This window comes from Nocardioides sp., from assembly GCF_036405735.1.
Taxonomy (GTDB): Bacteria; Actinomycetota; Actinomycetes; order Propionibacteriales; family Nocardioidaceae; genus Nocardioides.
Genome location: NZ_DASWXC010000058.1, coordinates 74,018 through 90,864, shown reverse-complemented (window position 1 = coordinate 90,864; position 16,847 = coordinate 74,018). Strand labels below are relative to the sequence as shown.

At 72.9% G+C, this 16,847-nt stretch carries 13 protein-coding genes; 5 read left to right on the top strand and 8 right to left on the bottom strand.

What is annotated here, in order from left to right:
- Positions 1-12 precede the first annotated feature (12 nt).
- Complete coding sequence (locus tag VGE38_RS09345) at positions 13-252, top strand: hypothetical protein (RefSeq protein ID WP_331142265.1); 240 nt, start codon at positions 13-15, stop codon at positions 250-252.
- A gap of 122 nt (positions 253-374) precedes the next feature.
- Here VGE38_RS09345 and VGE38_RS09340 read toward each other — a convergent pair whose 3' ends face one another.
- The 8 genes from VGE38_RS09340 to VGE38_RS09305 form a co-directional block, all read right to left on the bottom strand.
- The gene (locus tag VGE38_RS09340; RefSeq protein WP_331142264.1) at positions 375-3,782 is read right to left on the bottom strand and encodes a (Fe-S)-binding protein; all 3,408 of its coding nucleotides are present in this window, start codon (positions 3,780-3,782) and stop codon (positions 375-377) included.
- A 165-nt stretch (positions 3,783-3,947) separates the two neighbouring features.
- Complete coding sequence (locus VGE38_RS09335; RefSeq protein ID WP_331142263.1) at positions 3,948-4,361, bottom strand: hypothetical protein; 414 nt, start codon at positions 4,359-4,361, stop codon at positions 3,948-3,950.
- 59 nt (positions 4,362-4,420) lie between these two features.
- Positions 4,421-6,892: a hypothetical protein gene (locus tag VGE38_RS09330; RefSeq protein ID WP_331142262.1), complete on the bottom strand. Its 2,472-nt coding sequence runs from the start codon at positions 6,890-6,892 to the stop codon at positions 4,421-4,423.
- Between the two features lie 38 nt (positions 6,893-6,930).
- Positions 6,931-8,151: an MFS transporter gene (locus VGE38_RS09325; protein ID WP_331142261.1), complete on the bottom strand. Its 1,221-nt coding sequence runs from the start codon at positions 8,149-8,151 to the stop codon at positions 6,931-6,933.
- 8 nt (positions 8,152-8,159) lie between these two features.
- Positions 8,160-9,026: an HpcH/HpaI aldolase/citrate lyase family protein gene (locus VGE38_RS09320; RefSeq protein WP_331142260.1), complete on the bottom strand. Its 867-nt coding sequence runs from the start codon at positions 9,024-9,026 to the stop codon at positions 8,160-8,162.
- A gap of 1 nt (position 9,027) precedes the next feature.
- Positions 9,028-10,122, bottom strand: a complete 1,095-nt coding sequence (locus VGE38_RS09315) for an HpcH/HpaI aldolase/citrate lyase family protein (protein ID WP_331142259.1) — start codon at positions 10,120-10,122, stop codon at positions 9,028-9,030.
- A gap of 152 nt (positions 10,123-10,274) precedes the next feature.
- On the bottom strand, positions 10,275-10,781 hold the full coding sequence (locus VGE38_RS09310) for a DnaJ family domain-containing protein (RefSeq protein ID WP_331142258.1): 507 nt from the start codon (positions 10,779-10,781) through the stop codon (positions 10,275-10,277).
- 74 nt (positions 10,782-10,855) lie between these two features.
- Positions 10,856-11,467, bottom strand: coding sequence for a nitroreductase family protein (locus VGE38_RS09305; protein WP_331142257.1), 612 nt, complete (start codon positions 11,465-11,467; stop codon positions 10,856-10,858).
- An 88-nt stretch (positions 11,468-11,555) separates the two neighbouring features.
- Between VGE38_RS09305 and VGE38_RS09300 the strand changes: the two genes are divergently transcribed.
- From VGE38_RS09300 to VGE38_RS09285, 4 genes are all read left to right on the top strand, one after another.
- Complete coding sequence (locus VGE38_RS09300; RefSeq protein ID WP_331142256.1) at positions 11,556-12,845, top strand: MFS transporter; 1,290 nt, start codon at positions 11,556-11,558, stop codon at positions 12,843-12,845.
- A gap of 131 nt (positions 12,846-12,976) precedes the next feature.
- On the top strand, positions 12,977-13,126 hold the full coding sequence (locus VGE38_RS09295; protein WP_331142255.1) for a hypothetical protein: 150 nt from the start codon (positions 12,977-12,979) through the stop codon (positions 13,124-13,126).
- Entirely contained in the window at positions 13,119-16,121 is a 3,003-nt protein-coding gene (locus VGE38_RS09290) for a helix-turn-helix transcriptional regulator (protein ID WP_331142254.1), read from the top strand. The genes VGE38_RS09295 and VGE38_RS09290 overlap by 8 nt, the downstream gene beginning before the upstream one ends.
- A gap of 51 nt (positions 16,122-16,172) precedes the next feature.
- Positions 16,173-16,739, top strand: coding sequence for a hypothetical protein (locus VGE38_RS09285; RefSeq protein ID WP_331142253.1), 567 nt, complete (start codon positions 16,173-16,175; stop codon positions 16,737-16,739).
- Positions 16,740-16,847: the final 108 nt, after the last annotated feature.

The window sequence follows — 16,847 nt, the reverse complement described above, 5'->3', positions numbered from 1 at the left end:
CAGGAGGCCGAGATGGCTGGAGAGAAGAAGACCGCGGGTGCCTTCGACATCCGCAACGTGATCGGCGGGCTGCTGCTCGTCTACGGCGTGATCCTGACGCTGGTGGGGCTGTTCGCCGACGGCGAGCCGGAGAAGACCGGCGACGTCAACGCCAACCTGTGGGCGGGCATCGTGCTGGTCGTGGTCGGCGCCGCCTTCCTCGTCTGGTCGCGGGTGCGCCCGGTGGTCGTGCAGGAGCGGCGCAACTTCTGACCTCGGACTCATCAGACCGGCTGGCATTGCCAGATCACACCACTCTCGTCGCGAAGCAGATCGGCCCCCGATACGCCGCTGAGGGGGCGTGTCGGGGGCCGAGTCGTGCGCTGGCCGGTCGCTCAGAGGTCGAAGAGCGACCCTGCGTCGTGGATGTCGACGTCGGTGCGGGGCTGGTGCGCGTTACCCGACGACGCCGACGACGCCGCCGACGTGGCGGCCGGCGCGGCCGGCTTCGCCGCTGCAGGCGCCTTCTCCCGGGCGACCTCGTCCTCGGGCTCGACCTCGGGCTCCACCTCGGCGGCAGGCTCGGCCTCCACCTCGGCGGCAGGCTCGGGCTCCGCCTCGACGGCAGGCTCCTCGGCCGCCGGGGCGACCGGTGCCGGAGCTGCCGCCACGGGGGCCGCGCTCGTCACGACCGCGCCCTCGGGCGCGGGGATGTCGAACAGCGAGGACGTCGCGTCGATGTCGATGTCGGTCCGCGGAGCCGATGCGGTGCCGGAGTCGGCGGCGAGGGGCGCGGCAGGCGGTGCGGGCGGAGTCTCGTCGACGGTCGGCTCCGCCGCGACGACGGGAGCCTCCGCAACTGCCGGTGCCTCCTCGACCGCCGGGGCCGCCGCAGCGGGCTCCTCGGTCGGCGCGGGGATGTCGAACAGCGACCCGCCGGCGGAGAGGTCGACGCTCGGCTCGGCGGGCTTGGCGTCCGCCTTCGGCTGCTCGGCGGCGGGAGCCGGAGCCTCCGCGGCGGGCTCGGTCGCCTTCGGCTGCTCGGCGGCAGGAGCAGACTCCTGCGCCGGGATGTCGAAGAGCGAGCCACCGGCGCCGAGGTCGGTCGCGGGAGCGACCGGCTCGGCCGGCTTCGGCTCCGCGGCCGTCGCCTCAGGCTCGGCCGGAGCGTCGACCGGGCTGTCGACCGGGCTGTCGGCGGGGATGTCGAAGAGCGACGACCCACCGGACGCCGGAGCCGACGGCTCGGCCGGCTTCTCGGGGGCCTTCTCGGCAGGCTTGTCAGCCGGCACGTCGAAGAGCGACGACCCGCCCGAGGGCCCACCCGACGCCGGGGCCGCCGGCTCGGCGGGAGCCGGGGTGTCGAACAGCGAGGAGGCGTCGTCGGGGGCAGGGGTGTCGAAGAGCGACGAGCCGCCGGACGCCTTCGCGTTCGGCCCCACGTCGGCCGTCTCGGTGACGGTGTTCTCGGTGACGGTGACGTCACCGGCGGACGGCTCGGAGGCGATGGCGGTCTTGGCGGCGGCTTCGACAGGCTCAGCCAGCGAGGAAGGCGCCAGCTTGGTCGCCATCTCGCCCTTCACCGACGCGAGCAGCATCTGGGCGACGTCGAGGATCTCGACCGACTCCCGTGCGGTGCCGTCGGCCTGGGCGGCGGTGAGGCCGTCGGCCAGCATGACGCGGCAGAACGGGCAGCCGACGGCGATCTGGTCGGCGCCGGTGGCGACTGCCTCGTCGGTGCGGTTGCGGTTGATGCGCGAGCCGAGCCGCTCCTCCATCCACATCCGGGCACCACCGGCGCCACAGCAGAAGGACCGCTCGGAGTTGCGCGGCATCTCCTTGTACTCCGCACCGGGGAGCACCTGGAGCAGCTCGCGCGGCGGGGTGTAGACGCCGTTGTGACGACCGATGTAGCAGGGGTCGTGGTAGGTGATCGAGCGCTGGTGGGCGCCGGCGCCGTCGGCGACCGGGGTCAGCTTGCCCTCGCGCACCAGCCGGTTGAGCAGCTGCGTGTGGTGGACGACCTCGAGCTCGATCCCGAAGTCCTTGTACTCGTTCTTCAGCGTGTTGAAGCAGTGGGCGCAGGTCGAGACGACCTTCTTGACCTTGTACTCCTTGAACGTCTCGACGTTCTGCTGCGCGAGGCCCTGGAACAGGAACTCGTTGCCGGCCCGGCGGGCGGAGTCACCCGTGCAGGTCTCGCCGTTGCCCAGCACGCCGAAGCTGACGCCCGCCATGTCGAGCAGCTCGGCGACGGCGCGGGTGGTCTTCTTGGCGCGGTCCTCGTAGGCGCCGGCGCAGCCGACCCAGAAGAGCCAGTCGACCTCGTCGAGCGACTCGATGTCGTCACCGACGACCTTGACGTCGAACGGCAGGTCCTTGGCCCAGTCCATGCGGGCCGTGGCCGACATGTTCCAGGGGTTGCCCTTGTTCTCCAGGCCCTTGAACAGGCCGCCCAGCTCGCTGGGGAAGTTCGACTCCACCAGCACCTGGTAGCGCCGCATGTCGACGATGTGGTCGACGTGCTCGATGTCGACCGGGCACTGCTGCACGCAGGCACCGCAGGAGGTGCAGGACCACAGCACGTCCTCGTCGATGACGTACTCGCCGCCCTCGGGGTTGTAGAACCAGTCGAGGACGTCGACGCCGCCACCGTCGGACGGCGAGGCCTCGGTGCCGCCGGAGCCGACCAGGGCCTTCTCGGCGTTGGCCGTGGCGGTCTCGCCGAGGTACGGCGCGGAGGCGTACGCGTGGTCACGCAGCCCGAGGACGAGGAGCTTGGGGGAGAGCGGCTTCTCGGTGTTCCAGGCCGGGCACTGCGACTGGCAGCGGCCGCACTCGGTGCAGGTCGTGAAGTCGAGGATGCCCTTCCAGGCGAAGTCGTGGATGGTGCCGACGCCGAGCACGGCGTCGTCGGGGATGCGCTCCTCCTCGACGTCCTCGAGGGTGACCGGCTTGCCCGCGATGGTCATCGGCTTGAGCGCGCCCAGCGCGGTGGTGGCGCCGTCGGTGTCGCGGCCGACGCTCTCGCGCTTGAAGAAGATGTTGAACCACGCGGTGAAGCGGTGCCAGGCGACGCCCATGGTCATGTTGGTCGCGATGACGATCAGCCACAGCATCGCGGAGACGATCTTGAACATCGCGATGCCGTAGATGATGTTCTCGAGCGTGCCGATCGACTCCGGGCCGGTCGGGTAGAGGTTGCCGAAGAACTGCGAGACCGGGAAGTGGAAGCCGGTCGCGTGCTCGGCGGCGGCGCCGCCGTGAGCCTTCGCGAGGTTGTGCTCAGCGCCGCGGATGAACAGGATCGCCGAGCTCTCCAGGAGCACCATCGCCTCGACGAAGAACGCCTGCCACATCGTGGAGCCGAAGAAGCGGCTCTGGCGGCCGCGGTTGGCGGGCAGGTTGCGCAGTCGGTAGACGATCAGCGGGATGATGCCGATCGTGCCGAGCAGGCCGAGCAGCTCGGCCACCCACTCGTAGCCCCAGAACATGCCGATGACCGGGATCGCGAACTCGGGGTCGAAGAGCTGGAAGTACGCCGCGGCGACGGCCGTGGAGAGGCCGATGAACGCCGCGAACGCGAACCAGTGCAGGATGCCGACCCAGGTCCACTGCAGCATCCGGGTGTGGAACAAGGTCTCCTTGACCATCGTCCACAGGCGGCTGCCGGGGTTGTCGGCCCGCCCGGGCGCCGGCTGGCCGGCACGGATGACGCCGAGCATCCGACGTACGGCGACGACGGTCAACGCGACCGCGACAGCCGTCAACGCGAACGAGACGACGATGGCGAAGATCTGCATGGGGTGATGGCTCCTCGAGTCGCTTCTACCGAGCGTGGTGACTCTAGAGCGTGACCCGCCCGCCCGGCAGACCCCGTCGGGGTGAGAAGGATCCTACCCGTTGGTAACTTCTGCTCGGAAAAGACCGGGCCGGTCGGACCGGCCCGGTCGTGGTGAGGGCTGGCGTCAGTCCCGGCGGTGCTGACCGGGTGCCCGTGGGGTGGTGTCCGAGCCGGTGCCGGCGTCGGTGCCCGAGTCCGTGTGAGCGTCGGTGTGAGGGTCGATGCGGTCGGCCTCGCGCAGGATGTCCTCGCGCTTGGCCTCGTGCTGCTGGGCCGCGAGCCGGGTCTGCTCGGCGTGCCGCTCCACCCGCTCCGCCTCGGTCCGCGCCAGAGCGGCCTCCGCGTCCGCCTGCGACGCCCGGAGCCGGGCGTCCTCGAGCTCGCTGTCGCGGGCGGTCGCCTCGCTCCGCAGCTCCCGGGCGTGGACGGCGAGCCGCTCCTCGTGCCGCTGCCGTCGTGCCTTCAGCGCCAGTGCCGCGACGATGGCGATCACGACGACCGCGATCACCGCCACGACGATCCACATGGTTGTGCTCATGAGAGGCCTCCACTTCGTTCCGTGAGGATCGGGTACCCAGCGGGGGCATGCGGCAGCCGTCAGGAGCGTCGTACGCCGCTGACCCGGTCCCGGCCGTCGAACTCCACGCGCATCGTCACGGTCTCGCCGCGCTGCCCGAGCGCGCACAGCGTGAAGGTGTGTCCGAGCCGCTGGTAGGGCTGGCCGACAGCCCGCATCACCTCCACCGGCGTCATGCCACGGCCCACGCGGTCGGCGACCTCGGCGACCGGCCGGCGCAGCGAGGGGTTGCGGCAGGAGTCCGGCCGGACGCCGTACGCGCGCTCCCAGGTCTGCAGGTAGGCCTCGGCGCCGCGGGCGAGGTCGTCGACCAGCGCGGAGCCGTCGGGGCCGGCGACCTGCCGCAGATCCTCCGTCCAGTCGGGGTAGAGGCCGTAGTGGGCGACACCGTCGAGGTTGATGTCATAGACCCGTTCGCCGGAGCGCTGCTGCCCGACGCTCACGCCGCCGAGACCCTGGAACGGATAGCGGACCGGGTCCGGGGCGTCCGCGCCCCGCGGCAGACCCTGCGCGCCCAGGCCGTTGATGTCGGCGCCGTAGCCGAACCCGAAGTAGTAGCGCGGGTCGGCCCACCCCAGGTGGCGTCGCCACTTGGCGACGAAGCCGGTCGAGTCGCCGGCGTACGGCGCCACGAACCCGCCCGCGCGGTAGATGCGCGGGTAGGCGTCCGGCGTGGACCACGAGTGGCTGGAGACCACGCCCGGGTAGCCCAGCCGCTCGATGACGTCGAGTGCCCGCTGCCGGGCCGCGACGCTCATGTGGTCGGGGTCGAAGAGCATGTGGCGTCGCGCCAGCGCCTCGATGGTGTGGACGCCGAGGTCGGTGAGGCCACGGGCGTTGCAGTGGTCGGGCCGGGGGTACGCCGGCAGGGCGATCCGCGGGATCGCCAGCTGCGCCACCGCGCCGAAGAGCGCGTCCTGGGTGCCGGCGGTCAGGTCGGGCAGGGCCGTCACCTGGTTCTGGTCGTGGGACTCGCCGTCCGCGGGCTCGCAGTGCCGCATGTCCCAGAACGAGCCGGTCTCGAGGAAGTTGGCGCCGTTGACGAGCGGGCCGATCGCGCCGCTGTCGCCGGCGACGCCCGAGAGCGCGTTGTCGAACTTGTTGACCAGCTCCATCTGGCTCACGCCGAGCGCGCGCACCTCGTCGAGCTGCCGCTCGATCTCGGCGGCCGAGCACTGCGGCACGTCGATCTTCATCGTGCAGCCAAACGGGACCGAGGTCTCGATCCCGAGGACGACCGCCAGCTTGCCGGCGTTGACGACCTGCCGCGCCTGGAACGGGTCGGTCACGATCCGGAAGAAGCCACGGCCAGGGCCGCCGTACTGCGCGTCGATGTAGTCCTGCAGCTCGTAGATCCGTCGGGCCTGCAACCGCACCGACGCCATGTCGTCGCAGCGGTTGCGCTTGAGCGGGTAGACCTGGCAGAGCTTGTTGTTCTCGACGAACAGGTTGACCAGGATCCGCTGGCCGCCGCGCCAGGAGCGCTCGATCCACTTCCAGTAGGTGCCCTCGTGGGTGAGCGAGTCGGGGGCCGGCCAGTCCCGGAACGTCGGCCAGCCGACGGGATCGTGGCGGGGCCGGCCCGACATCGCGCTCTCCAGCACGCCGCCGACGCCGCCGGTGTAGGTGTGGTCGGGGCAGTCGACCAGCGCGTACGGCGCGCCGTACTTGTGCCAGGGCCGGCCGCAGTGGACCTGTCCGCCCAGGAACTCGAAGGCCATGCCGTGGGTGTGTGCGTCGACGTAGCCGCGGACCTCCTGGATCGCCGTGACGCCGGCGTGGGGGTCGCCGCTGACGTCGAGCTCGATCTCCGGGTACGGCGTGCAGCCGGTGGTCAGCCGGAGCGGGAAGCGCCGCTGTGCGCCGATGACGAGCTGCTGCTCGACGAGGCCGTTGTTGGTGAAGGTGAAGCCGTCCTCGCCCTGGGTCGCGCGCCACTCCAGGGCGGGACGGGGCGTGGTCTCCCGGCGTCCGGCGGGCCCGATCAGGCGGGACGAGCGGTCGTGCAGGAGATAGGTGCCGAGCGCCGTCGGCTGGAAGAAGACCGGCTCGCCGGCCAGCGCGTAGCAGCCGTTGGCGAGGGCGTGGACGTCGTCGGGGACGACGGGGTTGACGAACCCGGCGCTCACGCTGGTCAGTGGCGGGTCGGGCAGCGCACGCTCGGCGGCGACGTGCTCGTGGGCGGACGCCCGCTGCGCGGGCGTGGTCGGGTCGGGGACCTGCTCCGTGGAGCGCGAGACGGCGTTCTTCGTCGCGGGGTCGCCGTGGTCGTGGCTGTGCCCGTCGTCGGCGAGCACGGCGGCGTCGGATGCGCGCGGAGCCGCCGCGGCCCGGGCGGCGTCGTGCTGGGCCGTGAAGCTCCCGGTCCGGCCGCCGGCCTCGCTCGCGCCGCCGGGCACGAGCAGGGCCGCGCCGACGACGGCGACCGCGGTGGCCAGCGAGCCGAGCAGCCGGAGTGCGTGGGGTGAGACGTCGAGCTCGGAGCGCGCCATACCCGCCTAACGGCGCGTGCGACCCCGGGTTACCCGGTCTACTCGAACGCCCGCTCCTGACGGACCGGCACCAGCGGCGCGGCGAGCACGGGCAGCAGTGCGACGATCGCGAACGCCCACGGGAAGCCCACGGCCGTGACTAGGAGCCCGCCCACCGGCGGCACGACCGAGCTGGTCAGGAACTGCGAGGTGTTCTGGATGCCGAGCGCCCGTCCGGACCAGAAGGGGCCGGCCCGCTCGGCCACGGCGGTGAACGCCAACCCGTTGTCCGCGACGGTGACGGCGGTGGCGACGACGAGGAGGAGTACGGCGACCGCCCAGTCCGCCCCGGCGCTGACGCCGAGCAGCAGCATCGTGGCGGCGGCCACCAGCGCCACCCAGCGCAGCGGCCGCATCCGGCTGCCCACCATGTCGGAGAGCTGGCCGGCGGCGATCCGGCCGAGGGCACCGACGACCTGCGCGAGGGCGACCAGGGTGCCGGCCGCGGCGATCGACCAGTCCCGGTCCTGCACCAGCCACACCAGCGCGAAGGTCCACACGACGAACTGGGGGACCACCAGCAGCACCGAGACGGCGTGGATCCGCACCAGGTAGCGGTCGCCGCGGTAGGGGTTCTCCGCCCTCGCGGCGACGCCGGTGCGGCGCGGTGGCCGGGGCGGGTCGAGGACGACGAGCGCGACCACGGCTGCCGCGAGGGCCGCCGCGATGGTCGGCACCACGATCGCCACGTGGACCCCGTGCCGCTCGGCGATGACGGCCAGCGTGATCGCGGCGACGCCGACACCGACCGGCTGGGCCATCTGCCGGATGCCCATCGCAAGACCGCGCCGGGCCGGCGGGAACCAGCCTACGACCACCCGGCCGCTCGCCGCGCTCGTCGACGCCGCGGCGGCGCCGGCCAGGCCGAGCAGGACGGTCAGCGCCACCAGGTCGCGGGTCAGGGTCGCGCCGAGCCCCAGCAGCGAGGTGAGCGTGAGGCCGAGCAGCAGCACCAGCCGCTCGCCGCGGCGGTCGGTGAGGGCGCCCCAGGGCACCAGGGCGAGCATCACGCCGACGGTCGGCGCCGCCGCGACGACGCCGGCCTGCGCCAGGGAGAGCCCCTCCCGGTCGTGCAGGGCCGGGATCAGGAAGGCCGGCCCGTGCACCATCACCGCGGCGCAGGCCTGGGCGAGGGTGCTCGCCGCGAGCATGCCCCAGCGGCGTCCCGCCCCGATCGTCTCCGGGGTGGGACGCCGGGCAGCTGCGGCGGTCGACGGCATGGCCGGGCTCAGGCGAGAGCGGCGATCGCCTCCGCGATGGCCAGGGTGCGGCGGGCCGACTCGACGTGGAGGTTCTCCACCATCTTGCCGTTGTAGGTCACCACGCCGCCGGTCGACGCCTCCCAGGTCTCGATGAGGCCGCGGGCCTGCTCGATCGCCTCCGGGCTCGGCGCGAAGCCACTGTTGGCTCCCTCGATCTGGCCGGGGTGGATCAGCGTCTTGCCGTCGAAGCCGAACTGGCGGCCCTGCTCGACCTCGGCGAGGTAGCCGTCGATGTTCTTGACGTCGTTGTAGACGCCGTCGAGGACGACCTTGCCGGTGGCCCGGGCGGCGAGGACCGCGAGCTGGAGGCTCGTCACGATCGGGCCGCGGCCGGGCACGTGGTCGATGAAGAGCTCCTTGACCAGGTCGTTGGTCCCGAGCACCAGGACGGTCAGCCGCTCGGAGGCGGCGGCGATCTCCTCGGCGTGGAGGATGGCGTACGGCGACTCGATCATCGCCCAGAGCTTCGTGTGCTCGGGGACGCCGGCCTTCTCGAAGGACGCCACCAGGCTGCGGACCTGGTCGGCTGAGTTGACCTTCGGCACCACGATGGCGTCGGGGCCGGCCTCGGCCGCGGCCGCGAGGTCGTCGGCATGCCACTCGGTGTCGGCGCCGTTGACCCGGATGGTGAGCTCCTTGCCGCCGTACTCGCCGCTCTTGACCGCGGCGGCCGCGCCCTGGCGGGCCTGCGGCTTGGCGTCGGGGGCGACCGCGTCCTCGAGGTCGAGGATCAGGGCGTCGACGGGGAGCGTCTTGGCCTTCTCCAGCGCCCGCTCGTTGGAGCTGGGCATGTAGAGGACGGAGCGTCGGGGGCGGAACTCGGTGTGGGTCATGTCAGGCACCTTCCTCGGGCAGCTCGATCGCGTCGTACTGCTCCTTGAGCTTGGGGTCGATCGCGGCCAGCTGTTCGGCGAGCTCGACGAGGACGAGGCACTGCTTGAGCGAGGCGTCGTCCTCCATCTTGCCGTCGAGCATGACCGCGCCGGTGCCGTCGCCCATGGCGGCGACCACGCGACGGGCGTGCTTGATGTCCTCGACGCTCGGCGAGAAGACCCGGTTGGCGATCTCGATCTGCTTGGGGTGGAGGCTCCAGGTGCCGACGCAGCCGAGCAGGAAGGCGTTGCGGAACTGGTCCTCGGCCGCGACGACGTCGGTGATGTCGCCGAACGGGCCGTAGTAGGGGTAGATCCCCGCGGTCGCGCAGGCGTCGACCATCTTGGCGATCGTGTAGTGCCACAGGTCCTGCTGGAAGGTGCTGCGCTGCGCGTTGATCTCGGTGTCCCCGGCGGCGTTCTTGGGGGGGTCCTCGCGGACCAGGTAGCCCGGGTGGCCGCCGCCGACGCGGGTGGTCTTCATCTTGCGGTCCGCCGCGAGGTCGGCCGGGCCGAGGCTGATGCCCTGCATGCGCGGGCTGGCCAGGGCGATGTTCTCCACCTCGGCCACGCCGCGGGCGGTCTCGAGGATCGCGTGCACCAGGATCGGGCGCTCCAGGCCCGCCTTGGCCTCGAGCTGGGCGAGGATCCGGTCGATGTAGTGGATGTCCTCGGCGCCCTGAACCTTCGGCACCATGATGACGTCGAGTTTGTGGCCGATCGCCGGGACCAGCGTCGTCAGGTCGTCGAGCACCCACGGGCTGTCGAGGCTGTTGATCCGGGTCCACAGCTGGGTCGGGCCGAAGTCGGTCTCGCTCGCGATCTTCACCAGACCCTCACGGGCGGCGAGCTTGTTGTCCGCCTTCACGGCGTCCTCGAGGTTGCCGAGGAGGACGTCGACCGTGCCGACCATCTGCGGGATCTTGTCGACCATCTTCGGGTTGCTCGGGTCGAAGAAGTGGATCGCCCGGGACGGCCGGGCCGGGATCTCGCGCAACGGCGCGGGCGCACCCACCGCGAGGGGCACGAAGAAGTCCTTGGGGCTCTTGAGGCTCATGGCTGGGGAACCTAGCGCAGTGCACTTACCCGCCGGTATGACCGATCTGACACGCCTCGTCGTTGAGTCTCGGGTTGCCGTGGGTCGAGTCGCGGGTTCCCGTGGGTCGAGTCGCGGGTTGCCGTGGGTCGAGTCCCGGGTTGTCGTGGATCTCAGCGCCGACGAAACCAGCGGCGCCTGCGGGGCGCCGGCGCCTCCAACGTACGCCGGGCGGCGAGGCGCTCCGCGCGGCGGGACTGCCACGCCGCGACCGTCTCGTCGACGTCGCGCGGCATCGTGATCAGCGGCGGACCCTCGGGGAGCCGGTAGCGGGCGGCGATCACCCGGCTGTTGAAGTCCTCGACGCGCTCGCGGACGAGCCTCTCGGAGGCCAGCCGGTCGAGCTCGGCCTCGAGCTCGGCGTCCTCCTTGCGCAGCTGCACCGACGGGGGCAGCACCACGAGGCGCTCGCGCTCGACCAGCTTCTTCAGCCACCAGTCGGGGTCGTGCTCCTCGCCGAGCCCTTCGATCGGCTTGCCGGCACCAGGGAGGTCGTCGAAGTCCCCGCGCTCGATCGCCTGCCGCACCTGCAGGTCGACCCAGGTGTGCTGCTGCTTGATCCGCGCAGCCGCCTCGGCCGATCCCTCGCGGGGTCGGCGGTCGGGCTGCCGGTCGGCCATGCCACCCAGCCTAGGTCGACCCGCAACCACGGGAACCCGGGACTCGACCCACGCCAACCCGGGACTCGACGAGATCACCAGGTCGATCGGTGCACGACCTCGGCCATGGGCTTGCGGGGGCGCGTGGCGGGGGAACCCTGGGCGCCACCGGAGGCGGCGCGGCCGATGGTGACGACGCCGATCGGGTCCCACTCCGGCGGGATGCCGAACTCGTCCTTGACCCGCTGCACCCGCGGTGTGGGCACGCCGATGAAGCAGGAGCCGAGGCCCTCGTCGGTCGCGGTCTGCAGCATCAGCAGCGCCGCCATCGCGGTGTCCATGTGCCAGAACGGCATCGGCCAGCGGGACTCGTCGAGGTCGGTCCAGCCCTTGTCGTCCTCGGCGTAGCGGCGCAGGTAGGCCGCCTTCGAGCTGCACGGGAGGATGACGACCGGCGCCCTCATCATCCCGGAGAGCCACTCGTCGGGCTCCTCGACGGTCGAGTCGCCGCCCTCGGTGCACGCCCGCCAGTACCGCTCCGTGTCGGTCGGGGTGTCGAGCACCAGGAACGACCAGCCCTGGCTGAAGCCGGCGTTCGGAGCCCTGGTCGCGTTCCGCAGCACCCGGTCGACCACCGCCGGGTCGAGCGGCTCGGGGTCGTAGTTGCGGACCATCTTGCGACGACGTACGACGTCGGTGAACTCCATGCCGGCCAGCATGCCCCAGGCCCCACGCGGATCCGCGAGCGGTTGTGGAGTTGGCGCCGGACGACGCCCTGGGCGAGCATCGGCGCCCGTGACCTGGACCGACCGCCTGCGCGCGCTGCGCGTCGACACCACGCCGTTGCGCGAGTCCCGCGACTTCCGGCTGCTGTGGGCCTCCGGCACCGTCTTCTACCTCGGCGGCATGGTCAGCTACGTCGCGCTGCCCTACCAGCTCTACCAGCTGACCGGCTCCAACGTGATGGTGGGCCTGGTCGGCATCGTCGAGCTGGTCCCGGTCCTCGTCTTCGGCCTGTACGGCGGCGCGCTGGCCGACCACGTGGACCGGCGGCGTCTGCTGGTGGTGACGGGCGTGGCGCAGGCGGTGCTCACGGCGGCGCTCGCCGCCAACGCGCTCTCCGGGGAGCCGCGGGTCTGGCTGATCTTCGTGCTCGCGGCCCTGCTGACGTCCTCGCAGTCGCTGCAGCGACCGAGCCGCGAGGCGCTGCTGCCGCGCACCGTCGCCCACGACCAGCTGCCGGCCGCGAACGCGCTGGCCGGGTTCGGCGCGCAGATCGGCCTGCTGGCCGGTCCCGCGATCGGTGGCCTGCTGCTCGCGACGGTCGGGGTCGGCTGGTGCTTCGTGGTGGACGTGTGCGGTCTCGCCGTGGCGACGCTGCTCTACGCGGCCATGCGGCCCTACCCGCACCGGGCCGAGACAACGCCGCCCAGCCTGCAGGGCATCGGCGAGGGCCTGCGCTACGCCTTCGGGCGACGCGACCTGCTCGGCACCTACTTCGTCGACATCGCCGCGATGCTGCTGGCGATGCCGGTGGTGCTGTTCCCCGCGCTGGTCGAGGACGTCTTCCACCGTCCCGAGCTGCTGGGCCTGCTCTACACCGCCGAGACCCTGGGCGCGATGGCCGCCACGGCGCTGTCGGGCTGGACCGGCCGGGTCCACCATCACGGCCGCGCGATCGTGCTCGCCGCCGCGGCGTACGGCGGGTGCATCGCGCTCGCCGGCGTCATGCCCTCGATCGGGCTCGTGGCCGTGTGCCTGGCCGCCGCCGGCGCCGCCGACATGATCTCCGGCACCTTCCGCGGCACGGTGTGGAGCCAGACCATCCCCGAGGCGATGCGGGGGCGTCTGGCCGGCATCGAGATGCTGTCGTACTCGATCGGGCCGCTCGGCGGGCAGGTCCGCGCCGGCCTGACCGCGGACCTGTGGTCGGTGCGCGGCGCGATCAGCTCCGGAGGCCTGGCGTGCATCGTGGGCGTCACCGCCACGGCGCTGTGGCTGCGCAGCTTCTGGGGCTACGACGCCCGGACCGACGAGCACGCGGTCGCGGAGCGGGCCGCCCGGGCGGCGGCCGGCGAGGCCTGAGGTAGCCGGGCCGGCGATCTGAGGTAGGTCACCGCGCCCGGCCCGGGCAGGGATAGGGCACCGTCCCGATGTGCGCTGCTACCTCAGCGGACGAGAGTCGAGTCATCGACCACGACGCTGAGGAGCACGAGATGAACCCGATGGACACCCGCTACGTGCGGGCCGAGATGGACTACCGCAGCGGCCAGATCCGCGACGGCATCGTCGGACGCAAGGAGCGTGCCCGCCTGAGGAGCCGCCGCCCCCGCCGGCTCGACGGCGTCAGCCGCCTCGGTGACTGACCTGCTGCCGCTGGCGCCGGGACACCCGGACCAGCTGTCGGCGCGACACGACATCATGGGGCTCATGCCCCCACAGCACGTCCTCGTCGGCCGGGAGGCCGAGCTCGCGGAACTCACCGCTCTGCTCGGCATCCCGGCCGACAGTGCTGCCGGGGCTGCCAGTGGCAGCCACGTCCTGCTCTCGGGCGACGCGGGCGTCGGCAAGACCCGGCTGCTGGTCGAGCTCACCGAGACCGCCGCCTCCGCGGGCTGGCAGGTGTACGTCGGCCACTGCCTCGACTTCGGCGACAGCGCGCTGCCCTACCTGCCGTTCTCCGAGGTGCTGGCGCGGGTCGCCGCCGCCCGGGCCGACGTCGTCGACCGGGTGGCGGGTGACTATCCCGCCCTGACGCGCCTCCAGCCCGGCCGACGCGTGCTGGCCGCGGGCGAGACCCACGAGGGCAGCATCGACCGGGGCAGCCTGCTCGACGCCGTCCGCGGCCTGCTTGAGGCGCTCGCGGAGGACGGACCCCTGCTCCTCGTGGTCGAGGACGCCCACTGGGCCGACCGCTCCACCCGTGACCTGCTCAGCTTCCTCTTCGCGCGCCCCTTCCACGGTCCGGTCCGCATCGTCACCTCCTACCGCTCGGACGACCTGCACCGGCGCCACCCGCTGCGGCCCCAGGTTGCCGAGTGGACCCGGCTGGGCAGTGTCGAGCGCGTCTCGCTCGGCCCGTTGTCGGAGGCCGCCGTCCGGGCGCTGGTCGGCGCGATCGCTCCGCAGCCGGTCCCCGAGGCCGACCTCGCCGCGATCGTGGCCCGCGCCGAGGGCAACGCGTTCTTCGTCGAGGAGCTGGTCGCCTCCGCCGGCGGCTCCGACCAGCTGCCCTGGAGCCTCGCCGACGTACTGCTGGTCCGGCTGGACCGGCTCGACGACGGCAGCCGGGAGGCGGTGCGCACCGCCGCGGTCGCCGGACGGGAGGTCAGCCACGAGCTGCTCGCCCACGTCACCGGCTTGCCGGCCGCCTCGCTCGACGACGCCCTGCGTCGCGCCGTCGAGATGAACGTCCTCACCGTCGGGGGCGCCGGTCGCTACGCCTTCCGTCACGCGCTGCTCGCCGAGGCGGTCTACGACGACCTGCTGCCGGGGGAGCGCGCCCGCCTCCACAGCAAGTACGTCGCGGCCCTGCTCGACCCCGCCACCAGCGGGCGGGGGACCGCCGCCGAGCTCGCCCGCCACGCGCTGCTCGCCCGCGACCTCGACACCGCGTACGCCGCCAGCGTCCGCGCGGGCGACGAGGCGCTCACGGTCGGCGGTCCCGACGAGGCGGCGCAGCACTACCAGCAGGCGCTGGAGCTGCTCGCCGCCCGCGACGCCGCTCCCGTGGCCGAGGTGGTGGCGCTGACCGCCAAGGCCGTGGAGGCGCTGGCCGCCTCGGGCCAGCCGGTGCGCGCCGCGGCCCTCGCAGCCGAGCGGCTCGACCGGCTGCCGCCGGACGTGGCGCCGAGCGACCGCGCGCTGCTCCTGATCGCCCGTGCCGAGGCGCTCTATGTCACCGAGGCCGGCGACGACCCGGTCCGGCTCGCGACCGCCGCCTTCGAGCTGGTGCCGGACGACGACTCGGCGCTGCGCGCCCGGGTGCTCTCCAGCTACGCCCGGATCGCGGCCGGCTTCGGGCAGTACGCCGAGGCCGAGCAGGCCGGTCTCGAGGCGCTCGCCCTGGCCGAGCGGCTCAACCACCCCGAGCTGGTCTCCGAGGTCGTGACCACCCTCAGCGGGCTGAAGAAGACCGGTCCGAAGGAGGCCCTGCGCGCCGCCCTCGGCGACGCCGTCGACCGTGCGGAGGCGGCCGGCGCGGTGGCGGCCTCGGTGCGCGGCCGGTTCCTGCTCGGCCGGTCCTTCCAGGACCACGGCGAGTTCGACGAGGCGGTGCGCTGGTTCCGCAGTGGGCGGGAGCGAGCGCTCGCGGCAGGCATCCCGTGGGCGCCGTACGCCCTGGAGTGCGGCGCGCAGCTGATCAGCACGCTCGTCCTGCTGGGTCGCTGGGACGAGGCGCTCGACCTGGCCGACACCCGGCAGGCGCCGCCCGTGGCGGCCGCGGAGCTGGAGGTGCACCGGCTCACGATCGAGCAGGCGCGCGGCGCGGACGTGTCCGATGCCGCGCTGCGGCTGCGACCGTTCTGGCATCTCGAGGGCATCATCACGATCCACGCCGCCTCGCTGGAGTTCGTCGAGGCCGCCCGCCGCGGTGACGCCCGCGGCGTCGTGGCGGTCTACGAAGAGGCGGTCGCCGCGCTCGCGATGATGTGGCACGAGTGGTTCGACGCCCGGCTGCGCCTCGCGGCCCAGGCGATCGACGCGCTCAACGCCGTGCTGCCGACCCTTCCGGCAGCGGCGCGGTCCGAGGTCCTGCAGGACGTGGAGCGGCTGGCGGCCGAAGGACAGAGGGTGGTCGCCCGCAAGACGGATCCGGCCGGCCAGCCCGGTCAGTGGGGGCCCGAGGGCCGCGCCTGGGGTGAGCGGCTGACCGCCGAGGTGCTGCGCGCCCGCTGGCTCGCCGGTGGCAAGCGGCCGCCGGACGCCGCCGGCCTGTGTGCGGCCTGGCGCGCCACCGAGTCGGCGTTCGAGACGCTCGGACACGCCCACGAGCTCGCCCACGTCCGCGTCGTGCTGGCCGGCGTGCTGCGCGCGTCGGGGGACGCGTCGTGGCGCAGCATCGCCGACGAGGCCCGCGCAGCGGCGACCCGGCTCGGGGCGCGGCCCCTGGTGCACGAGCTCGACGGCCTCGGCGCTCCGGCGGCCCGGGAGCCGGGCGCCTCGGAGACGCTCACGCCGCGCGAGAGGGAGATCTTGGAGCTCGTCGCCGCCGGGCGCAGCAATGGTGAGATCGGCAAGCTGCTCTTCATCAGCACCAAGACGGTCTCCGTGCACGTCTCCAACATCCTCGGCAAGCTCGGTGCCGCCGGTCGCACCGAGGCGGCGGCCATCGCCCGGCGTCAGGGACTGCTGGGCTGAGCCCTGGGTCCCCGGCCCGGGTGGCTTGGGGCCGGTGGCAACAATGAGAGCGTGGACTCGGACGAGCAGCACCCCGTCGCTGCTGGCCTGGTCGCGCTGGTCGCGGTGGGCCTGGCCGTCGGCCTGCTGCTCGGGTTGGTCGCCCTGATGGCGGCCCGCGTCACCGGGCTCGGAGACGGTGGCGGATCCGAAGCCGCCGTGGAGGTCGGCCCGTCCCTCGAGCTGCCGACGCCCGAGCCGACCGTGGAGCCGTCGGGGCCGCTGGTGACGCTGTCGCCGGGAGCGGCGCCACCGGGCGAGATCGTCGAGCCGGCCGAGCCGCCGCCGACGACAGCGTCCGCGCCGGGCACCATCAGCCTGCAGACGGGGCAGCCCCGGGTCCCGTCGATGGGCCGCATCGACCTGACCGGCGTCTACCCCGGGGGCGAGGGCGCGATCCTGCAGGTGCAGCGCTTCGAGGACGGCGCCTGGGAGGACTTCGCCTCGATCGACGTGGCGGTCCAGGGCGAGACGTTCGCGACCTACGTGCAGACCGGGCGATCGGGTGAGCAGCGCTTCCGGATGCGTGACACCGACTCCGGCAAGGTGTCCAACGAGGTCGTGGTCGTCGTCGGCTGATGGGGCTCCGAGCCGGGTCCGCCCGGCGCCAACGCCCCTGCGCTGAGCCGCCTGAGAGAAGTTGAGTTGAATCGACTCAACTCTTTTGTCAGACTGTGGGGGCCGCGG